Source organism: Flavobacterium omnivorum (genome assembly GCF_900099915.1).
GTDB classification, from domain to species: domain Bacteria; phylum Bacteroidota; class Bacteroidia; order Flavobacteriales; family Flavobacteriaceae; genus Flavobacterium; species Flavobacterium omnivorum.
The window spans coordinates 14,169-36,017 of record NZ_FNDB01000005.1 but is presented as its reverse complement, the minus strand read 5'-3'; the positions used below and the strand labels follow the sequence as shown (position 1 = coordinate 36,017).

Genomic DNA, 21,849 nt, shown 5'->3' with positions numbered 1-21,849 from the left:
TAGTAAAAAATTAGGTAAAAAAACAGAGAGAGAAACGAGAAAGAAGGAGAGAAGATGCTATTTTTTTTCACTCCTTTTCTGCGCTTCTTTAGGCTGGGTAACACCCATTTTAGATAGGTGTAAGATAAAAAATAATCGAGTGCAATTTGATAGAAATAACGGACTACTTCATGAGAATAATTTCGAAATCAAAATCAAAGAAGCGAAGAAATTTACTTTCACCTTTCCTAAATGATGTAAAAGCAACTTATAAAAACGGGTTAACTGCTTTATTTATAGTGTAAAAGCCTGTATAATTGAGCATACAGGCTTTAAACTGGCTTACTACAAGCAGAATTGTTTTAAGATATCAGAATATTTAATTCCATCATACAGGCGCGCATCATTTGATAGCTTCTTTCAATATTATTGTCTAAACCTATAGAAAATCGGATTAAACCATCAGTCAATCCCATTTCTATTTGTTCCTCTAGAGGGATTTCACTTGATGTCGAAGTTCCAGGGGCACTAAACAACGTTTTGTAAAACCCTAAACTAACAGCAAGATACCCTAGATTTTTTGCTTGCATTAATTCCATTAATTCATTGGCTTTCGCCAAAGTTCCTATGTCCAAAGTCATCATTCCTCCAAAACCATATTCGGGATTGATCATCGTTTTATAAATTTCGTGACTTGGATGGCTTTCCAAACCGGGATATACTGTTTTTAGTCCATCTTTTTCGAAGCGTTGCGCAAGATACATCGCATTATGACTGTGCTGTTTCATACGGATATGCAAAGTGCGCAAGTTTTTCATCACACTCGCTGAACGTAAACTATCCATTGTAGGTCCCAGTAACATGCTGGCTCCGCTATTTACGTTTTTTAAACTATCAATAAATTCTCGCGAGGCACATGTCACTCCGCCCACAGTATCACTGCTTCCGTTAATGTATTTGGTCAAACTGTGAATCACAATATCAGCACCCAATCGTGCAGGAGAAACGGACAATGGTGAAAATGTATTATCAACCACAAGCGTTAAATTATGGCGCTTTGCAATTTTAGATAAACCTTCAATATCAGCTACTTCTAGCAACGGATTGCTAACTGTTTCACAATACAAAACTTTGGTTTCGGGCGTAATTGCCGCTTCAACAACATCAAGTTTTGTAATATCTACAAAAGTAGTTTTGATGCCTAATCTTGGCGTAAAATTCTTCAAGAAAGCATACGTTCCTCCATAAATTGTTCTGCTTGAAACAATGTGATCACCCGTGCCGCACAACTGCAATAGTGTAGGGGTAATTGCGCCCATTCCGGAGGCCGAAACATTAGCGGTTTCTGTTCCTTCCATTGCTGCGAGTGCTTTGTCTAAATACAAATTACTAGGTGATGAATGGCGGGAATATAAATAACAGCCTTCCATATTTCCTTCAAAAGTATCAAACATCGTTTTTGCCGATAAAAACGTATACGTGGAAGAATCAGAAATGGACGGGTTTACACCACCAAATTCTCCAAAGTACTGTAAATCCTGAATGTTGTCTGCGGGATTGAAATTTTTCATAGTTGTATGTATTATTATTTGAAGCTATTCCTGCTATTCGTTTCAATCTTTCTATTCCTGAAACAAGTTCAGGAATAGAAAGGATTTACACTGCTATTAGGGCTAGGGTATTTCGTTAGTAACAAAATCTATTCAAAATAACACGGTTCTAGATTAATAATCAATACTATTGATGAATATTGGATTTTAAATCTATAAAATAGGAATAATTTAATTTAATTTTCTAAATTAGCTCTTTAAACAGGATTTACATAGATTTTATTTCAATTCAAATTTCAATAAAAATGACATTAGACTCAATTGATAAAAAATTGCTTTTCTTATTACAATCCGATTGTAAGAAAACCACAAAAGAATTTTCAGTAAAACTCAACCTTTCGGTTACTGCGGTATATGAGCGCATTAAAAAGCTCGAAAGAGAAGGAATCATCGATAAATACGTAGTGCTAGTCGATCGTTCGAAAGTCGAAAAAGGATTCGTCGTTTTTTGTCACCTTAAATTGATACAACACACCAAAGAGTTTCTTACCAAATTTGAAAGTGAAGTCGTGAAGCTCAAAGAGGTTCTGGAATGTCATCATGTTAGTGGCGATTACGACTATATTTTGAAAATAGTGGTAAAAGATATGGAAGCCTACAGAGAATTTTTAGTAACTAAATTAACAACTTTGGAACATATTGGAAGCACACACAGTACATTTATGATTAGTGAAGTCAAAAACACTACTGTCATAACGATTTAAAATAAAGGAAAATACAACGACCTATTTACTGATAAATAAATGTTAATAAGCATTTATTTCAGACAAAAACCAGTGAATTTAGACTTTAAACAAAACTTAATTCCTTAATTTTGTGCGACATTTTATAAAAACTTAATAAATAATTATACTATGAGTTCATTTGACGTAGTCATTATAGGTTCTGGACCAGGCGGATATGTTGCAGCAATTCGTTGTGCACAGTTGGGTTTCAAAACAGCAATTATCGAAAAATATTCCACTCTTGGAGGAACTTGCCTCAATGTAGGTTGTATTCCTTCCAAAGCATTGCTTGCTTCTTCTCATCATTACAGTGAAATTGCTCATTTTGCTGATCATGGAATTGAAGTTTCTGGGGAAGTAAAAGTGAATCTAGAAAAAATGATTGCGCGCAAACAAGCGGTTGTTGATCAAACTTCAGGTGGGGTGAAATTTTTAATGGATAAAAATAAAATTACAGTTCTTGAGGGATTAGGTTCATTTGTTGACGCTACACACGTTGCTGTTGCAAAAGCAGATGGAACTTCTGAAACTGTTGAAGCTAAAAACATCATAATCGCAACAGGGTCAAAACCCTCTTCTTTGCCTTTTATCAAAATTGATAAAGAAAGAATAATCACTTCTACCGAAGCTTTGAAACTTCCTGAAGTTCCAAAACATTTGGTCATTATTGGTGGTGGAGTTATAGGTATTGAACTTGGACAAGTATATCTACGTTTGGGAGCACAAGTTTCGGTTGTAGAATATCTAGACAGAATCATTCCAGGAATGGATGCTTCTTTGTCTAAAGAATTGACTAAAGTATTGAAAAAACAAGGTATGAAATTCTACGTTTCACATAAAGTGAAATCAGTAGAAAGAAATGGCGATATTGTTGCTGTTCAAGCTGAGAATACAAAAGGAGAAACGATCACACTAGAAGGGAATTACGCCTTGGTTTCTGTAGGTCGTCGTCCTTATACCGATGGATTGAACGCTGATAAAGCAGGAGTGAAAATTTCGGATAGAGGTATGGTTGAAGTAAATGATCATTTGCAAACGAATGTTCCAAATATCTATGCCATTGGGGATGTTGTTCGTGGAGCGATGCTTGCTCATAAAGCCGAGGAGGAAGGAACTATGGTTGCTGAAATTTTAGCAGGTCAAAAACCGCATATTGATTATAACTTGATTCCTGGAGTCGTATACACTTGGCCCGAAGTAGCTGCTGTAGGACAAACAGAAGAGCAATTAAAAGCATCTGGAATTGAATACAAATCAGGAAGTTTTCCATTCAAAGCATTAGGACGTGCAAGAGCAGGAGGAGATTTAGATGGATTTGTAAAAATTCTTGCTGATGCAAAAACGGATGAGGTTTTAGGTGTTCACATGATTGGAGCGCGTTGTGCGGATTTAATTGCCGAAGCAGTAACTGCAATGGAATTTAAAGCATCTGCTGAAGATATTTCTAGAATATCACATGCGCATCCTACTTTTGCGGAAGCGATTAAGGAAGCTGCATTAGCCGCTACAGACAATAGAGCGTTACACGTATAGAAAATACAGTTCTAAAATAATAAATCCCAAATTCCATAAATACAATTGGAATTTGGGATTTTTTTGTTTTGGTATTTAGAAGGTTTTATTTCAAACTTCCCACCATATCTTCAGGTTTAACCCAAGCATCAAAATCTTCGGGTGTTACATAACCCAAACGCACCGCTTCTTCTTTTAATGTTGTCCCGTTTTTATGTGCTGTCTGAGCAATTTCAGCCGATTTGTAATATCCAATTTTAGTATTCAAAGCAGTAACTAACATTAAGGAATTATCTACTAGTTCTTTGATTCGTTTGTAGTTTGGTTCAATACCTTGAGCGCAATGTTCGTCAAAAGAAAGACACGCATCACCTAATAATCGAGCAGATTGTAAAAAGTTTGCTGCCATTAGAGGTTTAAAAACATTCAATTCATAATGACCTTGCATTCCTCCCACAGAAATAGCGACATCATTCCCCATAACTTGTGCGCAAACCATTGTCAAAGCTTCGCACTGGGTAGGGTTTACTTTTCCTGGCATGATAGAAGAACCTGGTTCGTTTTCTGGAATAAGGATTTCTCCAATTCCGGAGCGTGGTCCTGAAGCTAACATTCGAACATCATTAGCAATTTTATTCAATGAAACGGCCAATTGTTTTAATGCACCATGTGTTTCTACAATAGCATCATGCGCAGCCAAGGCTTCAAACTTGTTTTCTGCTGTTACAAATGGATGTCCTGTAAACTCCGCTATGTATTCCGCTACTTTTACGTCATATCCTTCTGGAGTATTCAATCCAGTTCCTACTGCTGTACCTCCTAAAGCCACTTCTGATAAGTGAGCTAACGTATTTTTAACTGCTTTCAAGCCATAGTTTAATTGTGCCACATATCCTGAAATTTCTTGTCCCAATGTAAGCGGAGTAGCATCCATTAAATGTGTACGTCCAATTTTTACTACTGTCTTGAATTCTGTAGCTTTGGCATGCAAGGTGTCTCTTAATTTTTCAACAGCAGGAATTGTAATTTCCACTACTGCTTTATAAGCGGCAATATGCATTCCAGTTGGAAACGTATCATTTGAAGATTGTGATTTGTTCACATCATCATTCGCTTTAATGAATTGCTCCCCTTCGCCAATGTTAAATCCCTTTAATACCTGAGCGCGATTTGCAACTACTTCATTTACGTTCATGTTACTTTGTGTTCCAGAACCGGTTTGCCAGATAACCAATGGAAATTCATTATCTAGTTTACCAGCAAGAATTTCATCACAAACGGCTGCGATAGCATCTCGTTTTTCGATTGGTAAAACTCCTAAATCACAATTAGCGTAAGCAGCTGCTTTTTTTAGATAAGCAAAACCTTCTACGATTTCTTTTGGCATCGAAGCAGATGGGCCAATCTTAAAATTATTGCGAGAACGTTCTGTTTGTGCGCCCCAATACTTGTCAGCAGGAACCTGCACTTCACCCATGGTGTCTTTTTCTATTCTGAATTTCATGTTGATGTTATTTATAAATATGTAGTTTACTCGATTTTTAGCCGCGATGGAAATGGAAATCCTTTTCTTTTTTTCTTTAAAAAAGAAAAGATTGGAGTGTACAGCGGGAACAGCTCCAAATTCTGAGTTCAAAAATACGGAAAATTCCTTTTTTATAAAAATTCATGGGTAGTTTTTATCCTTTTTTATTGGTATGAAAAGGAATTAAACTTACATTTGTGGCTACATTCAAAAATTCCGGAAAACATGTTTGAATTTTCACAGTATTTAGGCTTTTTACTTTTCTTAACCATTCTTACTATAGGGTTTTGGTTGATGTTCTTTTTAGTTGGTTTCGTATCCTATTGGGTAGGTGGAGCAACTTGGGAAGCATACAAAGAGAAAAGAGATAAAAAGAAGCAAGAGCAACAAGCAGTATAAGCTGTTTTGTTAAATGAAAAGGACCCGTTTTTACGAGTCCTTTTTTTTATGCTTCGAGTTTTTGAAATTTCATTTTTAATGGATACAAAAAAACAAGGACTCCTTTTCGGGAGTCCTTGTTTTTTTAACCTTGATAGTCACCTTCATTATCCCCTTGATTTTGTCTAGGTTTTTCTCTTTCGTTTTTAGGTTTGTTAAAACGATAGGTAAACGATAAACTAAACTGTCTTACTCTCCATTGCATTTCGCTGTAAGAATCAACAGTTCCCGGAAGGTAAGTTTCTATCATTCTTTTTCTGGAATTGAACACATCACTGATATTAAATGATAGTGTTCCTTTGTCTTTCATGATGTCTTTACTAAAAGCCAAGTTTGCTGCAAGAACACCCAAACTTCTTCCTTGAGCATTATTTTGTGGACCGTTATAACTAGCATTTGTTTGCCAATCGATTTTGTATGGCAACGTGATTTTTGAAGTCAGTCTTGTAGACCAAGATGTAGCTATGTTGTCAAAATTTTGAGAGATTTCATTATTGTTAAAGTCCGTATAGGTGAAATCGCCTTTTGTTTCGTTTCTAAAGAAATTGAAATTCCCATTTAATTTCCACCATTTGTAAGGAGAATAGTTTAAAGTAAACTCAAATCCTGTTCTGAATTCAGTAGCTAAATTGATAGGCGAGCTAATAAGTATAGGCGTGCCATTCACAAAGTCACCAGATTCTCTTCTAGCAAATTGAAACGAATCATTTGTTTTGTTTAAATATAAGGAAGTGTTAAATGTTAATTTATCCCATCTTTTGATATAACCAAAATCAATAGCATCAGTAAATGCTGGATCTAAATCAGGATTTCCAACAAAAATATTGATATTACTGGATAAGTTACTGAACGGATTTAAGAATCGCCCTCTTGGTCTTTGAATTCTGCGACTGTAACTTACAGAAGTGCTACTTTTATCTGAAATTTCATAAGTGAAGAAAGCACTAGGAAAAAAATTATTGTATTTTTTAGTATTGAAATCATTCGTGGCTAATTGGTTAATTTCAATATTTGAATCTTCAAAACGCAAGCCAAAAAGGGCTGAGAATTTATTGATTTTCACACCATATTGAGTATAAAGAGCATTTACTTTTTCTTTATATTCTAATGTGTTCGTAAAGTTGTTGTTAATTACTCCGTCATTATCCACTTGATAATCCGTTAGTAATTTTGAAAAATCACCACGATATCCCGCTTCAAATTGACTTCCTTTTCCAAAAGGTAAAACATAATCCATTTGAAGTAAATTTCTACTCTGAGTTTGATCATTTCGAGTATTATCAAATGTAACCAAATTTGTTCTAGAATCTTTATCTGTAATTATAGCATTATTGATATCATCATTAGTAGAAAAGGATCCGTCAATTGACAATTTGTGTCCGTCTTTTTTGAATTTTTTTATGAAGTTGGTAGCAAATTCTACATTTTCACTGTCGCTATTTTCATCGTTCACTCGATTGCGAGTGTAATCATAATTAAAACCTGAATCATAATAATCTTGAAAAACGTCATCCCTATTCTTTCCATTACTTTTACGGTAATTAATTGAATTTGTCCATGATGTTGATTTGTTCAAATACCATTCTACACCAAAATTCCCATTGTAGCCTTTATTGTTTCTTTCGTTTTCTCTGGTTTCGTAGATGTAATCTCGAGTTGTATTGTCAGCATTTAAATATCTAGAGTTTGTAAAAGCATTTCCAGGATTATTACGATCATTGTAAGCTTGTGTAGTGAAAATATTAAAATTATCTGATTTATAATTTAAGGTACCGCTTAAACCGTGATTTTCAGGATATCCCGTTGAGGCAATAAAAGTTCCATTTAAACCTAAATTTTTACCTTTTTTTAAGATAATATTTAAAAGACCCCCACCACCTTCAGCATCATATCGAGCAGATGGGTTGGTAATTACCTCTACTTTTTCAATGGCATCAGCCGGTATTAAACGCAATGCTTCAGCTATGTTTATCGCATTTGATGGTTTTCCATCAATCAGTACTCTAACATTTTCATTTCCCCGCAAGCTTATGTTTCCTTCAATATCTACTGCAACCGAAGGAATATTATCTAAAACATCACTTACCGTTCCGCCTTTGACCATAAGGTCACTACCTACGTTGTACACTTTTTTATCCAATTTGATTTCAACGGTAGTTTTTTCAGAACGAATAATAACCTCGTTCAATTGATTTACATCTTCCTCTAAACTAATTAAGCCTAAACTTGTATTGGATTTTAGGTTTTTTTGTTTGATTTCGTTTACTTTGAAAGATATGAATTCAATTTTTATGTCATAAACACCTGGTGTAACCTCAATATCAAATTCTCCTTTTGGATTTGTAATTCCACCTGCAATTGGTTTGGGATTATTAGGAGCCAAAAAAGTAATAGTAGCATATTCTAAAGGTTGATTGCTTATTTTTTCTACCACTCTTCCCGAAATTTTGATTTTTGGGACTGTAGGTGCTTGTTGAGCAAAACTAAAAAGGGTATTAAAAGAGAGAACAAGAAGTAAAATAGATTTTATTTTTTTCATTTCTATAAACATTGGTTAAACAATATTAGACGTCAAAAGTTGATTTTTGTTTAATGCTCACTGTCATAAAAAAATGTTAAATTTAAATAATTGAATAATTATGCGATGAACTTGCTGACTTTTTCTAAATCTCGTCCTATAATTGCCTTGTTTCCCTTTACTACAATAGGTCTTTCAATTAGAATTGGATTCGATATCATGGCTAGAATAATTTGTTTGTCATCTAATTTTTGATCTTCATACTTTTCGATCCAAATTTTTTCTTTTTGCCGTACTAATGCTATTGGTTTTATATTTAGTTTTTCAATAACAGTAGACAGCTCATTAAATGAAGGAGGATGTGTTAGGTAATGGATGACTTCAAACTCTAGGTTCGAATTTTGCATAAGTACTAAACATTGTCGGGATTTTCCGCAGCGGGAATTATGGTATATTTGTAACATGTAAACCTATATTTTGTTTGTTTTAATTTTTTAAACAAGGAACTTAATCATGTAACAAAAATACGGTTTGTTAAACTAATCAGATATACAATTAAAGTAAAATTCATGTTTATAGAGCAAGGTGTAAAGTCAGAGAATAGATTTTGGAAGTATATTTGGGGTTCGGTATTACTCGTTTTAGCCTCACTAATAGGTCAGATGCTATTTGTTGCGGCTTTGTTTTATGAAACATTTACCAATGGCACATCATACCCAACAAATAATGAGGCACTAATGAGATTTTTTGAGCCTAATGTAACCTTATTTTTGATATTGATTTCATTCGTTTTCATTATGCTTGGTGTTGTTTTAGTGGTGCGCTATTTACACCATCAAACGTTTCTATCTGTAACTACTGCTAGAAGTAAAGTGGACTGGAATCGAATCATCTTTTCTTTTTCAATTTGGTCCGGAATTACAATAGTCTCTACACTGTTTTTTTATTTTTATGAACCCAACGACTTTGTAATCAATTTTAAACCAATTCCTTTTGTAATTCTTGTTATTATTGGAATACTACTTATTCCAATACAAACCAGTTCTGAAGAATATATTTTTAGAGGATATTTGATGCAGGGTTTTGCTAATTTGTCTAAAAATAAATGGTTTCCTCTACTCATGACTTCGCTTATTTTTGGCGGGATGCATATCTTCAATCCTGAAGTGGATAAAATTGGCTACATTATATTGGTTTATTATATCGGAACAGGTTTGTTTCTGGGGATTATTACGCTTATGGATGAGGGATTGGAACTGGCTTTGGGCTTTCATGCAGCTAATAATTTAGTTGGTGCATTGTTAATCACTTCAGATTGGTCTGCTTTTCAAACGCATTCTATTTTTAAAGATATTTCAGATCCTTCAGCAGGATTAGATGTAATTTTACCAGTTGTCATAATTTACCCGATACTTTTATTTATCTTTAGTAAAAAATACAACTGGATGAACTGGAAAGAAAAATTAAGCGGTAATATATAGTTGATATAAGCATTAAATAATTTAAAAAATACTCGCTCATGACCAATACAATAACTTATCAGAATGTTCATAATCTGTTTAAATTGAACGGATTTCACCTAAATCGAAATGATTTATGTCGAGTTGCGTATAGTTTTATCAAAGAAGGTGATGAATATGAAAAGTCTGTAGGAGACTTCATACTTGATTGGTTTGACAATAAATCCTACTTGGAACTCAATACATCCGGGACTACGGGAACGCCTAAGATAATCCGAATTGAGAAACAAGCAATGGTCAATTCAGCGATTGCTACAGGTGATTTTTTTGATTTACAACCGGGTGATAAAGCATTACACTGTTTGCCAACAAAATATATCGCTGGAAAGATGATGTTTGTTAGAAGCTTTATTCTTGGTCTTGATATCGATTTTGTGGCGCCAAGTTCGCATCCAATGTTGAAAAATGACACTAAATATGATTTTGTAGCAATGGTTCCTATACAAGCCCAAAACTCTTTAGCAGTATTAAATAATGTGAAGAAGATGATTATTGGCGGAGCAAAAATGAGCAATACTTTAGAAAAAGAACTTTCTAAGTTGAAAACGCAGGTATATGAAACCTACGGTATGACTGAAACAATCACTCATATCGCTGCAAAGCAAGTAGGAGACGTAGCATTTTCAGTTTTACCTAACATAAAAATTGCCAAAGATGACAGAAATTGTCTGGTGATTGATGCACCCAAAATTGCAGAAGAATCCATTGTTACGAATGATTTAGTAGAATTAGTTGGTGAAAATCAATTTGTTTTTTTAGGAAGAATAGATAATGTAATCAACAGCGGTGGGATTAAATTAATCCCTGAGAAAATTGAGGAGAAATTGTCTTCAAAGATTCAATCCAGATTTTTTGTAACTGGAATACATGACGCTGATTTAGGCGAAAAATTAGTTTTAGTAATCGAAGGTGAAGATCAAACTTTAGGGGATAGTATTTTTGATGGTTTAGATAAATATGAAAAACCAAAAGAAGTATTTTATGTAGAAAAATTTATAGAGACTGAAAACGGAAAAATTAAACGTAAAGAAATTGTAGAAGGTATTTAAAGAAACTACTTATTTCATTATCCATATTATAAAAGCATCTGTTTCTCACAAGATGCTTTTTTTATTAGGACCGTTATTAGCTTTATAAGACTAGTTTAAAAATCGGTAATTTAGTTTGAATCCAAGACTATTTTCAGCATGGCCAAGAGCTAAGAATTGAGTTAAATTCATGGATATACCTATTTTATTTATTTTAGGATTGAAAACAAAATACCTTCCTACGTACAAACCGGAACATAGCCCGAATTGCTGATCATTAGCATATTCTGACACAAATCCTAGTCCAATCTTTTGATCTTCATCTGAAAGCGCATAACCAATACCCGTTTCTACACCCCAGAACCAATGCGAGTTCATATTAAATTGAATGTTGGGTTTGATGCAAAATAGACTAAAATTATTGTGACTGGCTCTTTCTGCAAGCGTACTTTCAGCGGTTAGTATTCGCGTATTTTTTTTAATGAATCGGTAATCATAGTCAAAACGAATGCCTAGTTCTACTTTTCGGGAAACTATTTTTCCAACTCTAGCGTTTATGCCAATTCCCAACCTGTGGGTTCTATACATTTCTATATGTACTGGTAAGGAGGCGTTGATTCCAGATTCCCAATAAACAGATTTCCTTTCATTTGTAGCATAGGATGGCGCTCCACTAGTTTGGGCAACGATAAACTGACTAAGGAATAGTGCAGTAACAAGTAGTAAAATCGAAATCTTTTTCATTTGTCTCTAATTTTAAATTATTAAAATGAATTAGGTTAAGATTTTTTGGGCTTAATATAATAAGAAAAGCTGTTCTGCAAGTACTATAAGTAAATTGCAGAACAGCTATAAATGTACAAAATAATTACATAAGTCCTTGGTAACTAGAGTTAAACTTGAATAACGCCCAAGTTAAATTTCTTTTCAATAGGAGCGTGATTTGCCGCTTCAATACCCATTGAAATCCATGTGCGAGTATCTATAGGATCGATTATGGCGTCCGTCCACAATCTGGAAGCAGCATAATAAGGGGAAACTTGTTCGTCATATCTGGCCTTTATTTTGTCAAATAGTGCTTTTTCTTTGGCTTCATCTACTAATTCTCCTTTGGCTTTAAGTGAAGAAGCTTCAATTTGTGCCAATACTTTTGCCGCTTGAGTTCCACCCATAACCGCGAGTTCTGCACTTGGCCAAGCAAAAATTAATCTTGGGTCATACGCTTTGCCGCACATGGCATAATTTCCAGCACCGTAAGAATTTCCAACAATCACAGTAAATTTTGGAACAACTGAATTACTAACAGCGTTGACCATCTTTGCACCATCTTTTATAATTCCGCCATGTTCGGATTTAGATCCTACCATGAAACCGGTAACATCTTGAACAAAGACCAAAGGAATTTTCTTTTGGTTGCAATTAGCAATAAAACGTGTGGCTTTATCCGCTGAATCGGAATAAATTACACCACCAAACTGCATTTCTCCATTTTTGGTTTTTACCACTTTTCGTTGATTGGCAACAATTCCTACTGCCCAACCATCAATCCTGGCATAGCCAGTGATGATTGTTTGTCCGTAACCGTCTTTATACGCTTCAAATTCAGAATTATCAACCAGACGATTGATTATTTCCATCATATCGTATTGTTCATTGCGCGCTTTTGGCAATACGCCGTAGATTTCTTTTTCGTCTAATGCGGGCTTTTCTGCCTTGATTCGGCTGTAACCAGCTTTGTCAAAATCTCCTATTTTGTCTACAATATTCTTTATTTTATCTAAGGCATCTTTATCATCTTTGGCTTTATAGTCAGTCACACCCGAAATTTCACAGTGTGTAGTTGCGCCTCCTAATGTTTCATTGTCGATATTTTCGCCAATGGCAGCTTTTACTAAATAGCTTCCTGCTAGAAAAATACTTCCTGTTTTTTCAACAATCAAAGCTTCGTCACTCATGATGGGTAAATAGGCACCACCGGCAACACAGCTTCCCATCACGGCAGCAATTTGGGTGATTCCCATGCTACTCATTTGAGCATTGTTTCTGAAGATGCGTCCGAAATGTTCTTTATCAGGGAAAATTTCGTCTTGCAATGGCAAGTAAACTCCAGCGCTATCTACCAAATAGATGATTGGCAATCTGTTTTCCATTGCTATTTCCTGCGCACGCAAATTTTTCTTTGCGGTTATAGGGAACCAAGCACCTGCTTTTACAGTTGCATCATTGGCTACAATAATACATTGTTTTCCTCTGATATACCCTATTTTTACTACAACACCTCCTGATGGACAGCCGCCGTGTTCCGCATACATTCCTTCACCAACAAACGCTCCAATTTCTATACACTTCGCCTTTGGATCCAATAAATAATCGATACGTTCGCGTGCAGTCATTTTGCCTTCTCCGTGTAATTTTTGGATGCGTTTTTCACCGCCTCCCATTTTAACTACGCTCAATTTTTGACGCAAAGCGGAAAGTAAAAGTTTATTGTGGTCTTCGTTTTTGTTGAAGTTTAAATCCATGATGAAATAATGTTAAAAAAGTTTGCGCTAAAATACAAAATCCAAGTAAATAAATTTTATTATTTTAAAGTGTAAATAATGAAAATCGAATATTTGTTTACTATTAAAACAAAAAAACAGAAGCGAAGTTCTGTTTTTTTGTGAATTCAATAAAAAAGCTAGTAATTATTTTTTAGATTCATTTACGAGTCTTTTCAAAATTGCCCATTGTTTCAATGCATCTCGAGCTTCTACAGCAGGATATCCTAACATGGTTTTTCCCGCTGGAATATCTCCTGTAACACCTGAACCGGCACCTACAATGGCTCCATCGCCAATAGTAGTGTGGTCTTTTATGGAAGCGCTCCCACCTATAATTACACCGTTTCCTAGTGTTACTGAGCCAGCTAATCCACTGTTTCCAGCCATAATACAGAATCTTCCCAATTTGCTGTTATGACCTATTTGGACTAAATTATCAATTTTGCAACCGTCTCCTAAAATGGTAGAACTGAATTTCCCTCTATCAACGCACGTATTGGCGCCAATTTCTACATTATTACCTATAATTACATTTCCAATTTGCGGAATTTTCACTAAACCTCTTTGAGGATCAGGTCGAAAACCAAAACCATCGGCACCGATAGTAGCATTAGGATGTATAATACAATCATTCCCAATATGACATCGTTCCCGAATTACAGTTCCGGACCAAATTACAGTGTTTTTTCCCACTGTGGAATCATCAAGAATGGTAACATTGGGATAAATCGTTGTGTTGTCGGCCAGAACCACATTAGGTCCTATATAACAGCCCGCTCCAATTCTCGCTCCATTGCTAATAGTTGCAGTGAGATCTATCACTGCGGTTGGATGGATGTCAACACTAAATAAAGGTGCCGGAGGCGCAAAAAGCTCTAAGACTTGCGACATCGCTAAATCAGCATTTTTAACTTTTATAAAAGCCCTATTTTCTCCGGGTTCTATTGCAATATCCTCATTGACAACTGCAACACAAGCTTTAGAAGTTGCCCAAAATTTTTCGTATTTTTTATTTCCAATAAATGAAATTTCAGTTGCGCTAGCCATTTCTAATTGTTCTGGAGCAGTAATCTTTTCAGAGGTATTCCCGACAATAATTCCTTGTAGAATCTCATTTATTTCTTGTACTGTATAGGATTTCATTAGATGTAAATTTGGTTTTGGTATTTAATATTTTTCAAATAAAAGAATTTAGTGTTAATATTCCTAATCCTAACCTTTTCTTTAAGAAAAGAGACCGCTTTAGCAGTAGCAATTATCAGCGCAATTCGCTGATGAAAATTAAAAATCAAAGAGTATATTTGCAAATTATAAATTCTGTCATGCTTATGAAATTCTTTCAATTTAAAATAGTATTGTTTTTAGTGTTATGTTTTTCCACTAGTGCAAATGCACAAATTCAAGCGCTTTTCAATAGCAAGACACAATTGAGGGACTTGACGGAACGTTGGGAATTGGATACTACTTCAACGAGAGGAACTTTTTTAGTTACTCCTTATAAACCAATGTATGTACTTCCTGTTCGATGGACAAGTAATCCTAATGAAAAACCAATTTCTGGGAACTTAGATCCGGATTATGTAGCTCCTCCAGGCGTTAATTATAATAATATTGAATCTAAATTTCAATTGAGTTTTAAGACTAAAGTAATGCAGGGTATCTTTTGGGGACATGGTGATTTATGGGTTGCTTACACGCAAATATCGCACTGGCAAATCTACAATAATGCGCTTTCTAGACCCTTCAGAGAAGTCAATTATGAGCCAGAACTAATTTTGAACGTGCCTGTTAAATTTAATTTCTTGGGTTTTAAAACCCGAATGGTAGGAGTCGCGTTCAATCACCAGTCAAATGGGAAAAGCGAGCCCTTTTCAAGAAGTTGGAATAGAGTGATTTTTCATGCTGGTCTAGAACGTAGGAACTGGACCATCTATATACGACCATGGCTGCGAGTGCCAGGAGGGAAAGATGATAATCCAGATATTGCCGAGTTTGTAGGACGAGGTGATGTAAATGTAATATATACTAAAAACGGAAATATACTTTCTTTCGTTGGTAGTCACAATCTTAATTTTAATTCCAAAGCTAGGGGTAATTCGACATTTTCTTGGTCTTATCCTATTAAAAATAATTTAAAAGGGTATTTATTAATCTCTCACGGATACGGGGAAACATTGATTGATTATAATCACTTGCAATCTACCGTAGGTCTAGGTGTTTCATTAATTGAATGGCTTTAGATCTTTAACTGCAGCTCCATTTTAGGTATAGATTATCCTAAAATTTAAAAAAGGCCCCACTATTTTGATAAAAGATAGTGGAGCCATTTTTTTATAGTTTAGGTCTTATCAAACCGTAATAATTGCATTTTGAGCGATTCCACCTGATTACTCTTCTTTTTGTCCCATCATCATTAGATAGGCTTTCAAGAATTCATCAATTTCACCATTCATAACACCATCAACATTACTGGTTTCATGACCAGTTCTTACGTCTTTGACTAATTTGTAAGGTTGCATCACATAATTTCTGATTTGTGATCCCCATTCTATTTTCATTTTTCCCGCTTCGATATCCGCGCGTTGAGCCTGTTTCTTTTTTAGCTCAATTTCGTATAATTGCGACCGTAACATTTGCATAGCACGCTGTCTGTTATCTTGTTGCGAGCGCGTTTCAGAGCATTGTATTTGGATTCCAGTTGGTTTATGAAACAATTGTACTTTGGTTTCAACCTTATTTACATTTTGTCCTCCTGCGCCACTAGATCGCGAGGTTGTAATTTCAATGTCGGCAGGATTAATGTCAATTTCAATACTGTCATCCACAAGCGGATAAACGTAAACAGAAGCGAATGAAGTATGACGCTTGGCATTACTGTCAAAAGGGGAGATTCGAACTAACCGATGCACTCCGTTTTCTCCTTTTAAATAGCCAAAAGAATAATCTCCTTCAAATTCGAGGGTTACTGTTTTTATTCCAGCAGCTTCTCCTTTTTGGAAATTCAGTTCTTTTATTTTATAACCGTACTTTTCGCCCCACATCATGTACATGCGCATGAGCATTTCGGCCCAATCACAACTTTCAGTTCCACCGGCACCGGCGGTTATTTGCACTACTGCACTCAAAGTATCACCTTCGTCCGAAAGCATGTTCTTGAATTCAATGGCTTCAATATGCGCTTGTGTAGCGATGTAATGTTCGTCTAATTCCTCACTTGTAAGTTCTCCTTCTTTGTAAAAATCGTACGCCAGTTGCAATTCGTCCGTCATTTCGATGGCTTTATTGTAATCTTCAATCCACTTTTTTTTATTTCGCAGATTCTTTACAATGATTTCGGCCTCTTTTGCGTTATTCCAAAAGTCGGGTGCAAAAGTCTTCTCTTCTTCGTTTGAAATTTCTATTAATTTGGCATCAACGTCAAAGATACCTCCTCAACGCACCAAGGCGCTCTACAATACCTTTAATCTGTTCGGTAGTTGTCATAAAATTATATTAATTTAATAGGTCTATTTTCAATATTTATCAAAAATCCCTTTGTGTATTACAATTAGTTTAGTTTTAACGGAACTAGTTGGAATTAATAAACGGTATTGTGTAAATTTGTGGCACAAAAATAGAAAAATTTTACGCAGGGACAAGTCGTGGCTTCTCCTTATCAAAAATAAAAAAATAATATGGAAATAAATTTAGTTAGCGATACAATTACAAAGCCTTCACGCGAAATGCTGGTATACATGTTAAATGCTGTGGTAGGTGATGATGTTTACAAACAAGATCCTACCGTCATTGAACTTGAAGCCAAAGTTGCCGAAATGTTCGGAATGGAAGCAGGACTTTTCTTTCCTTCAGGAACCATGGCCAACCAAACTGCTATAAAATTGCACACACAGCCTGGAGAACAGTTAATAGCGGATAAATATGCACATGTATATCATTATGAAGGCGGTGGAGCTTCTTTTAACAGCGGAGTTTCCTGTTGTTTATTGGATGGAAATCGCGGAATGATTACTGCGGAACAAGTAGCAGGTGCGATTAACGATCCGGAGTTTTATCACAGTCCATTGACTAGCTTGGTTTGTGTAGAAAATACAACCAATAAAGGTGGAGGTGCTTGCTATGAACTAGAGGATTTGCAAAAAATAAAGTTGGTTTGTGATGCCAATAATTTGAAATTTCACCTTGATGGTGCTCGTATTTGGAATGCTTTGGTTGCTAAAAATCAAGATCCGAAAGCGTTTGGAAAACTCTTTGATACCATTTCAGTTTGTTTGTCTAAGGGTTTGGGAGCTCCTATTGGCTCTGTGCTATTGGCTGATAAAGCTACTATTCATAGAGCTTTGCGAATTCGTAAAATATTAGGTGGCGGAATGCGTCAAGTAGGTTATTTGGCAGCAGCTGGAATCTATGCTTTGGATAACAATATAGAACGCCTTGCTGAAGATCACCGTAGAGCTAAAGAAATTGCCGAAGTATTAAAAAAGTTGAGCTGGGTAGCCTCAGTAGAACCGGTTGAAACTAATATTTTGATTTTTTCACTGGTTCCAAATTGTATCGAGAAGAACTTAATTGAATTGTTGAAACAAAAAAATATTTTAATCAGTTCAATGGGCCATGGAAAACTGCGAATTGTTACACATCTAGATTACAAAGAAGTAATGCACACATATGTACTAGAAACACTGCAAAAGTTAGCATAGTTCTTCTTAGAGAATTTGTTTAAAGTTTAAGGTTTAAAGTTTTTATCACGATCAAAAAAACGTTAAACCTTAAACTTTAAACTTTTTTATTTAAACAAATCTTCCATTCCAGGAATCATTGGCATATCCATTTTAGTAACGGCATCTAGTTCGCTTTGATTCACATTTGTCGCTTTCTCAATCGCTTTATTCAATACTAAAATCAAATAATCTTCCAGTTGATCTTTATCTTCTAATAAAGTGTCGTCAATGGTAATTGATTTGATAGTTCTGTTAGCAGTCAAAGTAACTTTTAATAAATTATCGGTACTTTGCTCGTCAATTAGAACAGTATCTAAACGTTTTTTTGTGTCTTCTATCTTTTGTTGGGTCTCTTGAAGTTTGCCCATCATTCCCATTAAATCCATGTTTTAATTTTTTTAAATTAATTTGATTTACAAAATTACTATATTGCATAGTCATAATCAATAAAATATTCATGAAAAATAAACTCATCCTCAGTTGTCTTTGTGTTATTTTTGCAGCATCAAATACTAAAATTAAAGCACAGAAAATGTCAAAAAATATTCCAACTCCAATAGCTAATTTAATTCCCAAAACTTTAGAAAAACATGGTGAAAAAAGGCTAGATAATTACTTTTGGTTAAACGATAGAGAGAACCCGGAAGTCATTGATTATTTGAATCAAGAGAACACGTATTATGACGCCATGACTTCGGATACTAAAGGTTTTCAGAAAGAATTATACGAAGAAATGAAAGCCCGCATCAAGGAAGACGATCAATCGGTTCCTTATTTGTACAATGGATATTATTACATCACACGTTTTGAAACTGGAAAAGACTATCCTATTTATTCCCGAAAGAAAGGGAGTCTTGCTGCTACAGAGGAAATTTTGTTCAATTGTAATGAGATGGCTGAAGGGCATTCGTATTTTCAATTGGGAGGTTTAAGCATAAGTCCAGATAATAAATTTGTAAGTTTTGGCACGGACATAATGGGAAGACGGATTTATACCATACAAATAAAAAATCTCGAAACGGGTGAACTGTTTTCTGAAAAGATTGAAAATGCTACCGGAAGTTCAGTATGGGCTAATGATAATAAAACTATTTTTTACACTAGGCAAGACGAAGTTACGTTGCGTTCTGATAAAGTTTTCAAACATAAATTAGCTACAGACGCTGCCGATGATGTATTGGTTTTTAATGAAAAAGATGATACGTTCAACGTTTCCGTTGGGAAAGAAAAATCAAAAAAATACATTGTAATTGCATCAGGAAGTACCTTAACGACGGAGTATAGAACATTAAATTCAGATATGCCTGATGGAGAGTTTAAAGTTTTTCAGCCTAGAGTGCGTGGATTAGAATATAGTATATCTCATTTTGGAGATTCTTTTTACATCATTACAAATAAGGACAAAGCGACTAATTTTAAGTTGATGAAAACTCCTGAAAATGCTACTGCAAAAGATAATTGGAAAGACGTTATCTCACATCGTAAAGATGTTTTGCTAGAAGATATTGAAATTTTTAGAAATTATTTGGTGGTTGAAGAACGTTCTAATGGCTTGAATCATATTCGCATCATGCCTTGGAATGGAGACGGAGAGTACTACTTGCCTTTTGGCAGCGAAACCTACAGCGCAAATACTACAACCAACGTAGATTTTGATACTGATATTTTGCGTTACAGTTATCAATCTTTGGCAACACCATCGTCGGTTATTGATTTTAATATGAAAACTAAGGAGAAAGAAATCAAGAAAGAGCAGCAAGTTCTTGGTGGTAAATTTGATAAAAATAATTACGTAGAAGAACGCGTTTGGGCTACAGCAAAGGATGGAACCAAAGTGCCAATTTCAATGGTTTACCACAAAGAATTGAAAAAAGACGGCAGTAATCCAACATTACTTTATGGTTATGGTTCCTACGGTGTGACTATGGATGCTTACTTTTCATCTACAAGATTGTCCATATTAGACCGCGGTTTTGTATTTGCAATAGCACACATTCGTGGTGGCGAGGATTTAGGAAGAGAGTGGTATGAGGATGGGAAATTATTGAAAAAGAAAAATACATTTACTGATTTTATCGACTGTTCTAAGTTTTTAATCAAGGAGAAATATACTTCACCTAAACACTTATATGCCGAAGGCGGTTCAGCTGGAGGTTTATTGATGGGAGCAGTAGTGAATATGGCGCCTGAATTATACAACGGAGTAATTGCTCAAGTTCCTTTTGTAGATGTAATCACTACGATGCTTGATGATACGATTCCGCTTACGACTGGAGAATATGACGAGTGGGGAAATCCAAACGAGAAAAAATCGTATGATTATATGGTATCCTATTCGCCTTATGACAATGTAAAAACTCAAAACTACCCTAATATGTTTGTTTCTACTGGACTTCACGATTCTCAGGTGCAATATTGGGAACCTGCAAAATGGGTTGCAAAGCTACGAACTCAAAAAACGAATGATACCGTTTTGTACTTGAATACGAACATGGATGCTGGCCATGGAGGTGCTTCTGGACGATTTGAAGCGCTGAAGGAATTAGCTAAAGAATTTAGCTTTTTGTTAGATTTAGAGGGAATTAAAAACTAATTAGATTTTTTTTGTTAAATTTGTAACATTCGTGTTTAATTAAAAATTGTCACGATAAACTATTTTTTTATGAAAAAAGAAATAACTGCTTATAATAATGTCTTAGAATTAATAGGTAATACTCCACTTATTAAGCTAAATAAAGTTACTGAAAATTTAGAAGGAAATTTTTATGCTAAAGTAGAAGCTTTTAATCCAGGACATTCCTCAAAAGATAGAATAGCATTGTACATAATTGAAGAAGCTGAAAAGAAAGGTATTTTATCTCCAGGTGATACCATAATTGAAACGACTTCCGGTAATACGGGTTTTAGTTTAGCAATGGTCAGTATCATAAAAGGTTACAACTGCATTCTTGCTGTTAGTTCTAAAGCTTCTAAAGATAAAATAGACATGCTTCGCAGCTTAGGTGCTAAAGTGTATGTTTGTCCGGCACATGTTTCTGCTGATGATGAGCGTTCTTATTATAACGTAGCCAAACGTTTGCACGAAGAAACAAAAGGCTCGGTTTATATTAATCAGTATTTTAATCAGTTGAATGTTGATGCACATTATAAGTCTACCGGTCCTGAAATTTGGAAACAAACTAATGGTGCGATTACTCATTTAATTGCATGTAGTGGTACAGGTGGAACTATTTCAGGTACGGCAAAATACCTAAAAGAGCAAAATCCAAATATTAGAATTCTTGGCGTGGATGCTTTTGGTTCTGTATTGAAAAAATATCATGAAACCAGAGAATTCGATAATGATGAGATTTATCCATACAGAATAGAAGGACTGGGGAAAAATTTAATTCCATCTGCAACGGATTTTGATATTATTGATAAGTTCATGAAAGTAACAGATGAGGAAAGCGCTCATGCAGCCCGGGAAATCACTAGAAAAGAAGGTTTATTTGTTGGATACACTTCAGGAGCAGTGATGCAAGCGATAAGACAATATGCAGAAGAAGGTGAATTTGATGCCAACAGTAATGTAATCGCAATTTTCTCGGATCACGGTTCTCGTTATATGAGTAAAGTATTTAGCGATGATTGGATGAACGAACAAGGTTTCTTTGACAGCATCAACGAAGAAGAAGTTCAAAAAATTGAAATGATAAAATAAGTTGAAAATTATAAATGAAAAAGTCCCATT

18 protein-coding genes are annotated in these 21,849 nt (G+C 35.0%); 9 read left to right on the top strand and 9 right to left on the bottom strand.

Going from position 1 to position 21,849, the window contains the following annotated elements; translation table 11 throughout:
* Positions 1-341 precede the first annotated feature (341 nt).
* Positions 342-1,550 carry an aminotransferase class I/II-fold pyridoxal phosphate-dependent enzyme gene (locus BLS90_RS07025; protein ID WP_091256910.1) on the bottom strand — a complete coding sequence of 403 codons (1,209 nt, stop codon included), beginning with the start codon at positions 1,548-1,550 and terminating at the stop codon, positions 342-344.
* 284 nt (positions 1,551-1,834) lie between these two features.
* Between BLS90_RS07025 and BLS90_RS07020 the strand changes: the two genes are divergently transcribed.
* Together BLS90_RS07020 and lpdA are read left to right on the top strand one after the other, a co-directional pair.
* On the top strand, positions 1,835-2,293 hold the full coding sequence (locus BLS90_RS07020) for an Lrp/AsnC family transcriptional regulator (RefSeq protein ID WP_091256907.1): 459 nt from the start codon (positions 1,835-1,837) through the stop codon (positions 2,291-2,293).
* Positions 2,294-2,443: 150 nt separating this feature from the next.
* Complete coding sequence (gene lpdA / locus BLS90_RS07015) at positions 2,444-3,847, top strand: dihydrolipoyl dehydrogenase (protein WP_091256905.1); 1,404 nt, start codon at positions 2,444-2,446, stop codon at positions 3,845-3,847.
* Positions 3,848-3,932: 85 nt separating this feature from the next.
* Here lpdA and fumC read toward each other — a convergent pair whose 3' ends face one another.
* On the bottom strand, positions 3,933-5,330 hold the full coding sequence (gene fumC, locus BLS90_RS07010) for a class II fumarate hydratase (RefSeq protein ID WP_091256903.1): 1,398 nt from the start codon (positions 5,328-5,330) through the stop codon (positions 3,933-3,935).
* 246 nt (positions 5,331-5,576) lie between these two features.
* Here fumC and BLS90_RS07005 point away from each other — a divergent pair, with 246 nt between their 5' ends.
* The gene (locus BLS90_RS07005; RefSeq protein ID WP_091256901.1) at positions 5,577-5,750 is read left to right on the top strand and encodes a hypothetical protein; all 174 of its coding nucleotides are present in this window, start codon (positions 5,577-5,579) and stop codon (positions 5,748-5,750) included.
* Between the two features lie 124 nt (positions 5,751-5,874).
* Here BLS90_RS07005 and BLS90_RS07000 read toward each other — a convergent pair whose 3' ends face one another.
* Both BLS90_RS07000 and BLS90_RS06995 read right to left on the bottom strand, forming a co-directional pair.
* The gene (locus BLS90_RS07000; RefSeq protein ID WP_091257134.1) at positions 5,875-8,328 is read right to left on the bottom strand and encodes an outer membrane beta-barrel family protein; all 2,454 of its coding nucleotides are present in this window, start codon (positions 8,326-8,328) and stop codon (positions 5,875-5,877) included.
* A gap of 98 nt (positions 8,329-8,426) precedes the next feature.
* Positions 8,427-8,771 carry an arsenate reductase family protein gene (locus BLS90_RS06995; protein ID WP_091256898.1) on the bottom strand — a complete coding sequence of 115 codons (345 nt, stop codon included), beginning with the start codon at positions 8,769-8,771 and terminating at the stop codon, positions 8,427-8,429.
* A gap of 105 nt (positions 8,772-8,876) precedes the next feature.
* Here BLS90_RS06995 and BLS90_RS06990 point away from each other — a divergent pair, with 105 nt between their 5' ends.
* A complete protein-coding gene (locus BLS90_RS06990; RefSeq protein ID WP_091256896.1) occupies positions 8,877-9,788 on the top strand; it encodes a CPBP family intramembrane glutamic endopeptidase in 912 nt (303 codons plus the stop codon).
* Between the two features lie 38 nt (positions 9,789-9,826).
* On the top strand, positions 9,827-10,876 hold the full coding sequence (locus BLS90_RS06985) for an AMP-binding protein (RefSeq protein ID WP_091256893.1): 1,050 nt from the start codon (positions 9,827-9,829) through the stop codon (positions 10,874-10,876).
* A gap of 90 nt (positions 10,877-10,966) precedes the next feature.
* Here the strand turns inward: BLS90_RS06985 and BLS90_RS06980 are convergent, their stop codons facing one another.
* The 3 genes from BLS90_RS06980 to lpxD form a co-directional block, all read right to left on the bottom strand.
* On the bottom strand, positions 10,967-11,599 hold the full coding sequence (locus BLS90_RS06980; protein WP_091256889.1) for a hypothetical protein: 633 nt from the start codon (positions 11,597-11,599) through the stop codon (positions 10,967-10,969).
* Between the two features lie 149 nt (positions 11,600-11,748).
* Entirely contained in the window at positions 11,749-13,377 is a 1,629-nt protein-coding gene (locus BLS90_RS06975; protein WP_091256887.1) for an acyl-CoA carboxylase subunit beta, read from the bottom strand.
* A 165-nt stretch (positions 13,378-13,542) separates the two neighbouring features.
* On the bottom strand, positions 13,543-14,541 hold the full coding sequence (lpxD, locus tag BLS90_RS06970) for a UDP-3-O-(3-hydroxymyristoyl)glucosamine N-acyltransferase (RefSeq protein WP_091256884.1): 999 nt from the start codon (positions 14,539-14,541) through the stop codon (positions 13,543-13,545).
* Between the two features lie 185 nt (positions 14,542-14,726).
* Here lpxD and BLS90_RS06965 point away from each other — a divergent pair, with 185 nt between their 5' ends.
* Entirely contained in the window at positions 14,727-15,638 is a 912-nt protein-coding gene (locus tag BLS90_RS06965) for a phospholipase A (protein ID WP_091257133.1), read from the top strand.
* A 147-nt stretch (positions 15,639-15,785) separates the two neighbouring features.
* Here the strand turns inward: BLS90_RS06965 and prfB are convergent.
* Positions 15,786-16,881, bottom strand: a protein-coding gene (gene prfB, locus BLS90_RS06960; protein ID WP_139171395.1) for a peptide chain release factor 2 whose coding sequence is annotated in 2 segments (ribosomal slippage) — positions 15,786-16,817 and positions 16,819-16,881 — 1,095 coding nt in all. Because the reading frame shifts where the segments join, the coding sequence is not laid out codon by codon here.
* A 191-nt stretch (positions 16,882-17,072) separates the two neighbouring features.
* On the opposite strand from prfB, the gene BLS90_RS06955 reads away from it, so the two are divergent.
* Positions 17,073-18,095 carry a threonine aldolase family protein gene (locus BLS90_RS06955; protein WP_091256879.1) on the top strand — a complete coding sequence of 341 codons (1,023 nt, stop codon included), beginning with the start codon at positions 17,073-17,075 and terminating at the stop codon, positions 18,093-18,095.
* A gap of 86 nt (positions 18,096-18,181) precedes the next feature.
* Here BLS90_RS06955 and BLS90_RS06950 read toward each other — a convergent pair whose 3' ends face one another.
* Positions 18,182-18,502, bottom strand: coding sequence for a YbaB/EbfC family nucleoid-associated protein (locus tag BLS90_RS06950; RefSeq protein ID WP_091256877.1), 321 nt, complete (start codon positions 18,500-18,502; stop codon positions 18,182-18,184).
* A gap of 146 nt (positions 18,503-18,648) precedes the next feature.
* Between BLS90_RS06950 and BLS90_RS06945 the strand changes: the two genes are divergently transcribed.
* Together BLS90_RS06945 and BLS90_RS06940 are read left to right on the top strand one after the other, a co-directional pair.
* Positions 18,649-20,709, top strand: a complete 2,061-nt coding sequence (locus tag BLS90_RS06945; protein WP_091256874.1) for a S9 family peptidase — start codon at positions 18,649-18,651, stop codon at positions 20,707-20,709.
* A 69-nt stretch (positions 20,710-20,778) separates the two neighbouring features.
* A complete protein-coding gene (locus tag BLS90_RS06940; RefSeq protein ID WP_091256871.1) occupies positions 20,779-21,819 on the top strand; it encodes a PLP-dependent cysteine synthase family protein in 1,041 nt (346 codons plus the stop codon).
* Positions 21,820-21,849 lie beyond the last annotated feature (30 nt).

Coding starts and splice junctions, on each gene's coding strand:
- BLS90_RS07000 (WP_091257134.1), bottom strand. CDS start 8,328: ATGAAAAAAATAAAATCTATTTTACTTCTTGTTCTCTCTTTTAATACC.
- BLS90_RS06945 (WP_091256874.1), top strand. CDS start 18,649: ATGTCAAAAAATATTCCAACTCCAATAGCTAATTTAATTCCCAAAACT.
- BLS90_RS06995 (WP_091256898.1), bottom strand. CDS start 8,771: ATGTTACAAATATACCATAATTCCCGCTGCGGAAAATCCCGACAATGT.
- BLS90_RS06975 (WP_091256887.1), bottom strand. CDS start 13,377: ATGGATTTAAACTTCAACAAAAACGAAGACCACAATAAACTTTTACTT.
- BLS90_RS06940 (WP_091256871.1), top strand. CDS start 20,779: ATGAAAAAAGAAATAACTGCTTATAATAATGTCTTAGAATTAATAGGT.
- BLS90_RS06965 (WP_091257133.1), top strand. CDS start 14,727: ATGAAATTCTTTCAATTTAAAATAGTATTGTTTTTAGTGTTATGTTTT.
- fumC (WP_091256903.1), bottom strand. CDS start 5,330: ATGAAATTCAGAATAGAAAAAGACACCATGGGTGAAGTGCAGGTTCCT.
- BLS90_RS07025 (WP_091256910.1), bottom strand. CDS start 1,550: ATGAAAAATTTCAATCCCGCAGACAACATTCAGGATTTACAGTACTTT.
- BLS90_RS06980 (WP_091256889.1), bottom strand. CDS start 11,599: ATGAAAAAGATTTCGATTTTACTACTTGTTACTGCACTATTCCTTAGT.
- BLS90_RS06955 (WP_091256879.1), top strand. CDS start 17,073: ATGGAAATAAATTTAGTTAGCGATACAATTACAAAGCCTTCACGCGAA.
- BLS90_RS07020 (WP_091256907.1), top strand. CDS start 1,835: ATGACATTAGACTCAATTGATAAAAAATTGCTTTTCTTATTACAATCC.
- BLS90_RS06985 (WP_091256893.1), top strand. CDS start 9,827: ATGACCAATACAATAACTTATCAGAATGTTCATAATCTGTTTAAATTG.
- BLS90_RS06950 (WP_091256877.1), bottom strand. CDS start 18,502: ATGGATTTAATGGGAATGATGGGCAAACTTCAAGAGACCCAACAAAAG.
- lpdA (WP_091256905.1), top strand. CDS start 2,444: ATGAGTTCATTTGACGTAGTCATTATAGGTTCTGGACCAGGCGGATAT.
- lpxD (WP_091256884.1), bottom strand. CDS start 14,541: ATGAAATCCTATACAGTACAAGAAATAAATGAGATTCTACAAGGAATT.
- BLS90_RS07005 (WP_091256901.1), top strand. CDS start 5,577: ATGTTTGAATTTTCACAGTATTTAGGCTTTTTACTTTTCTTAACCATT.
- BLS90_RS06990 (WP_091256896.1), top strand. CDS start 8,877: ATGTTTATAGAGCAAGGTGTAAAGTCAGAGAATAGATTTTGGAAGTAT.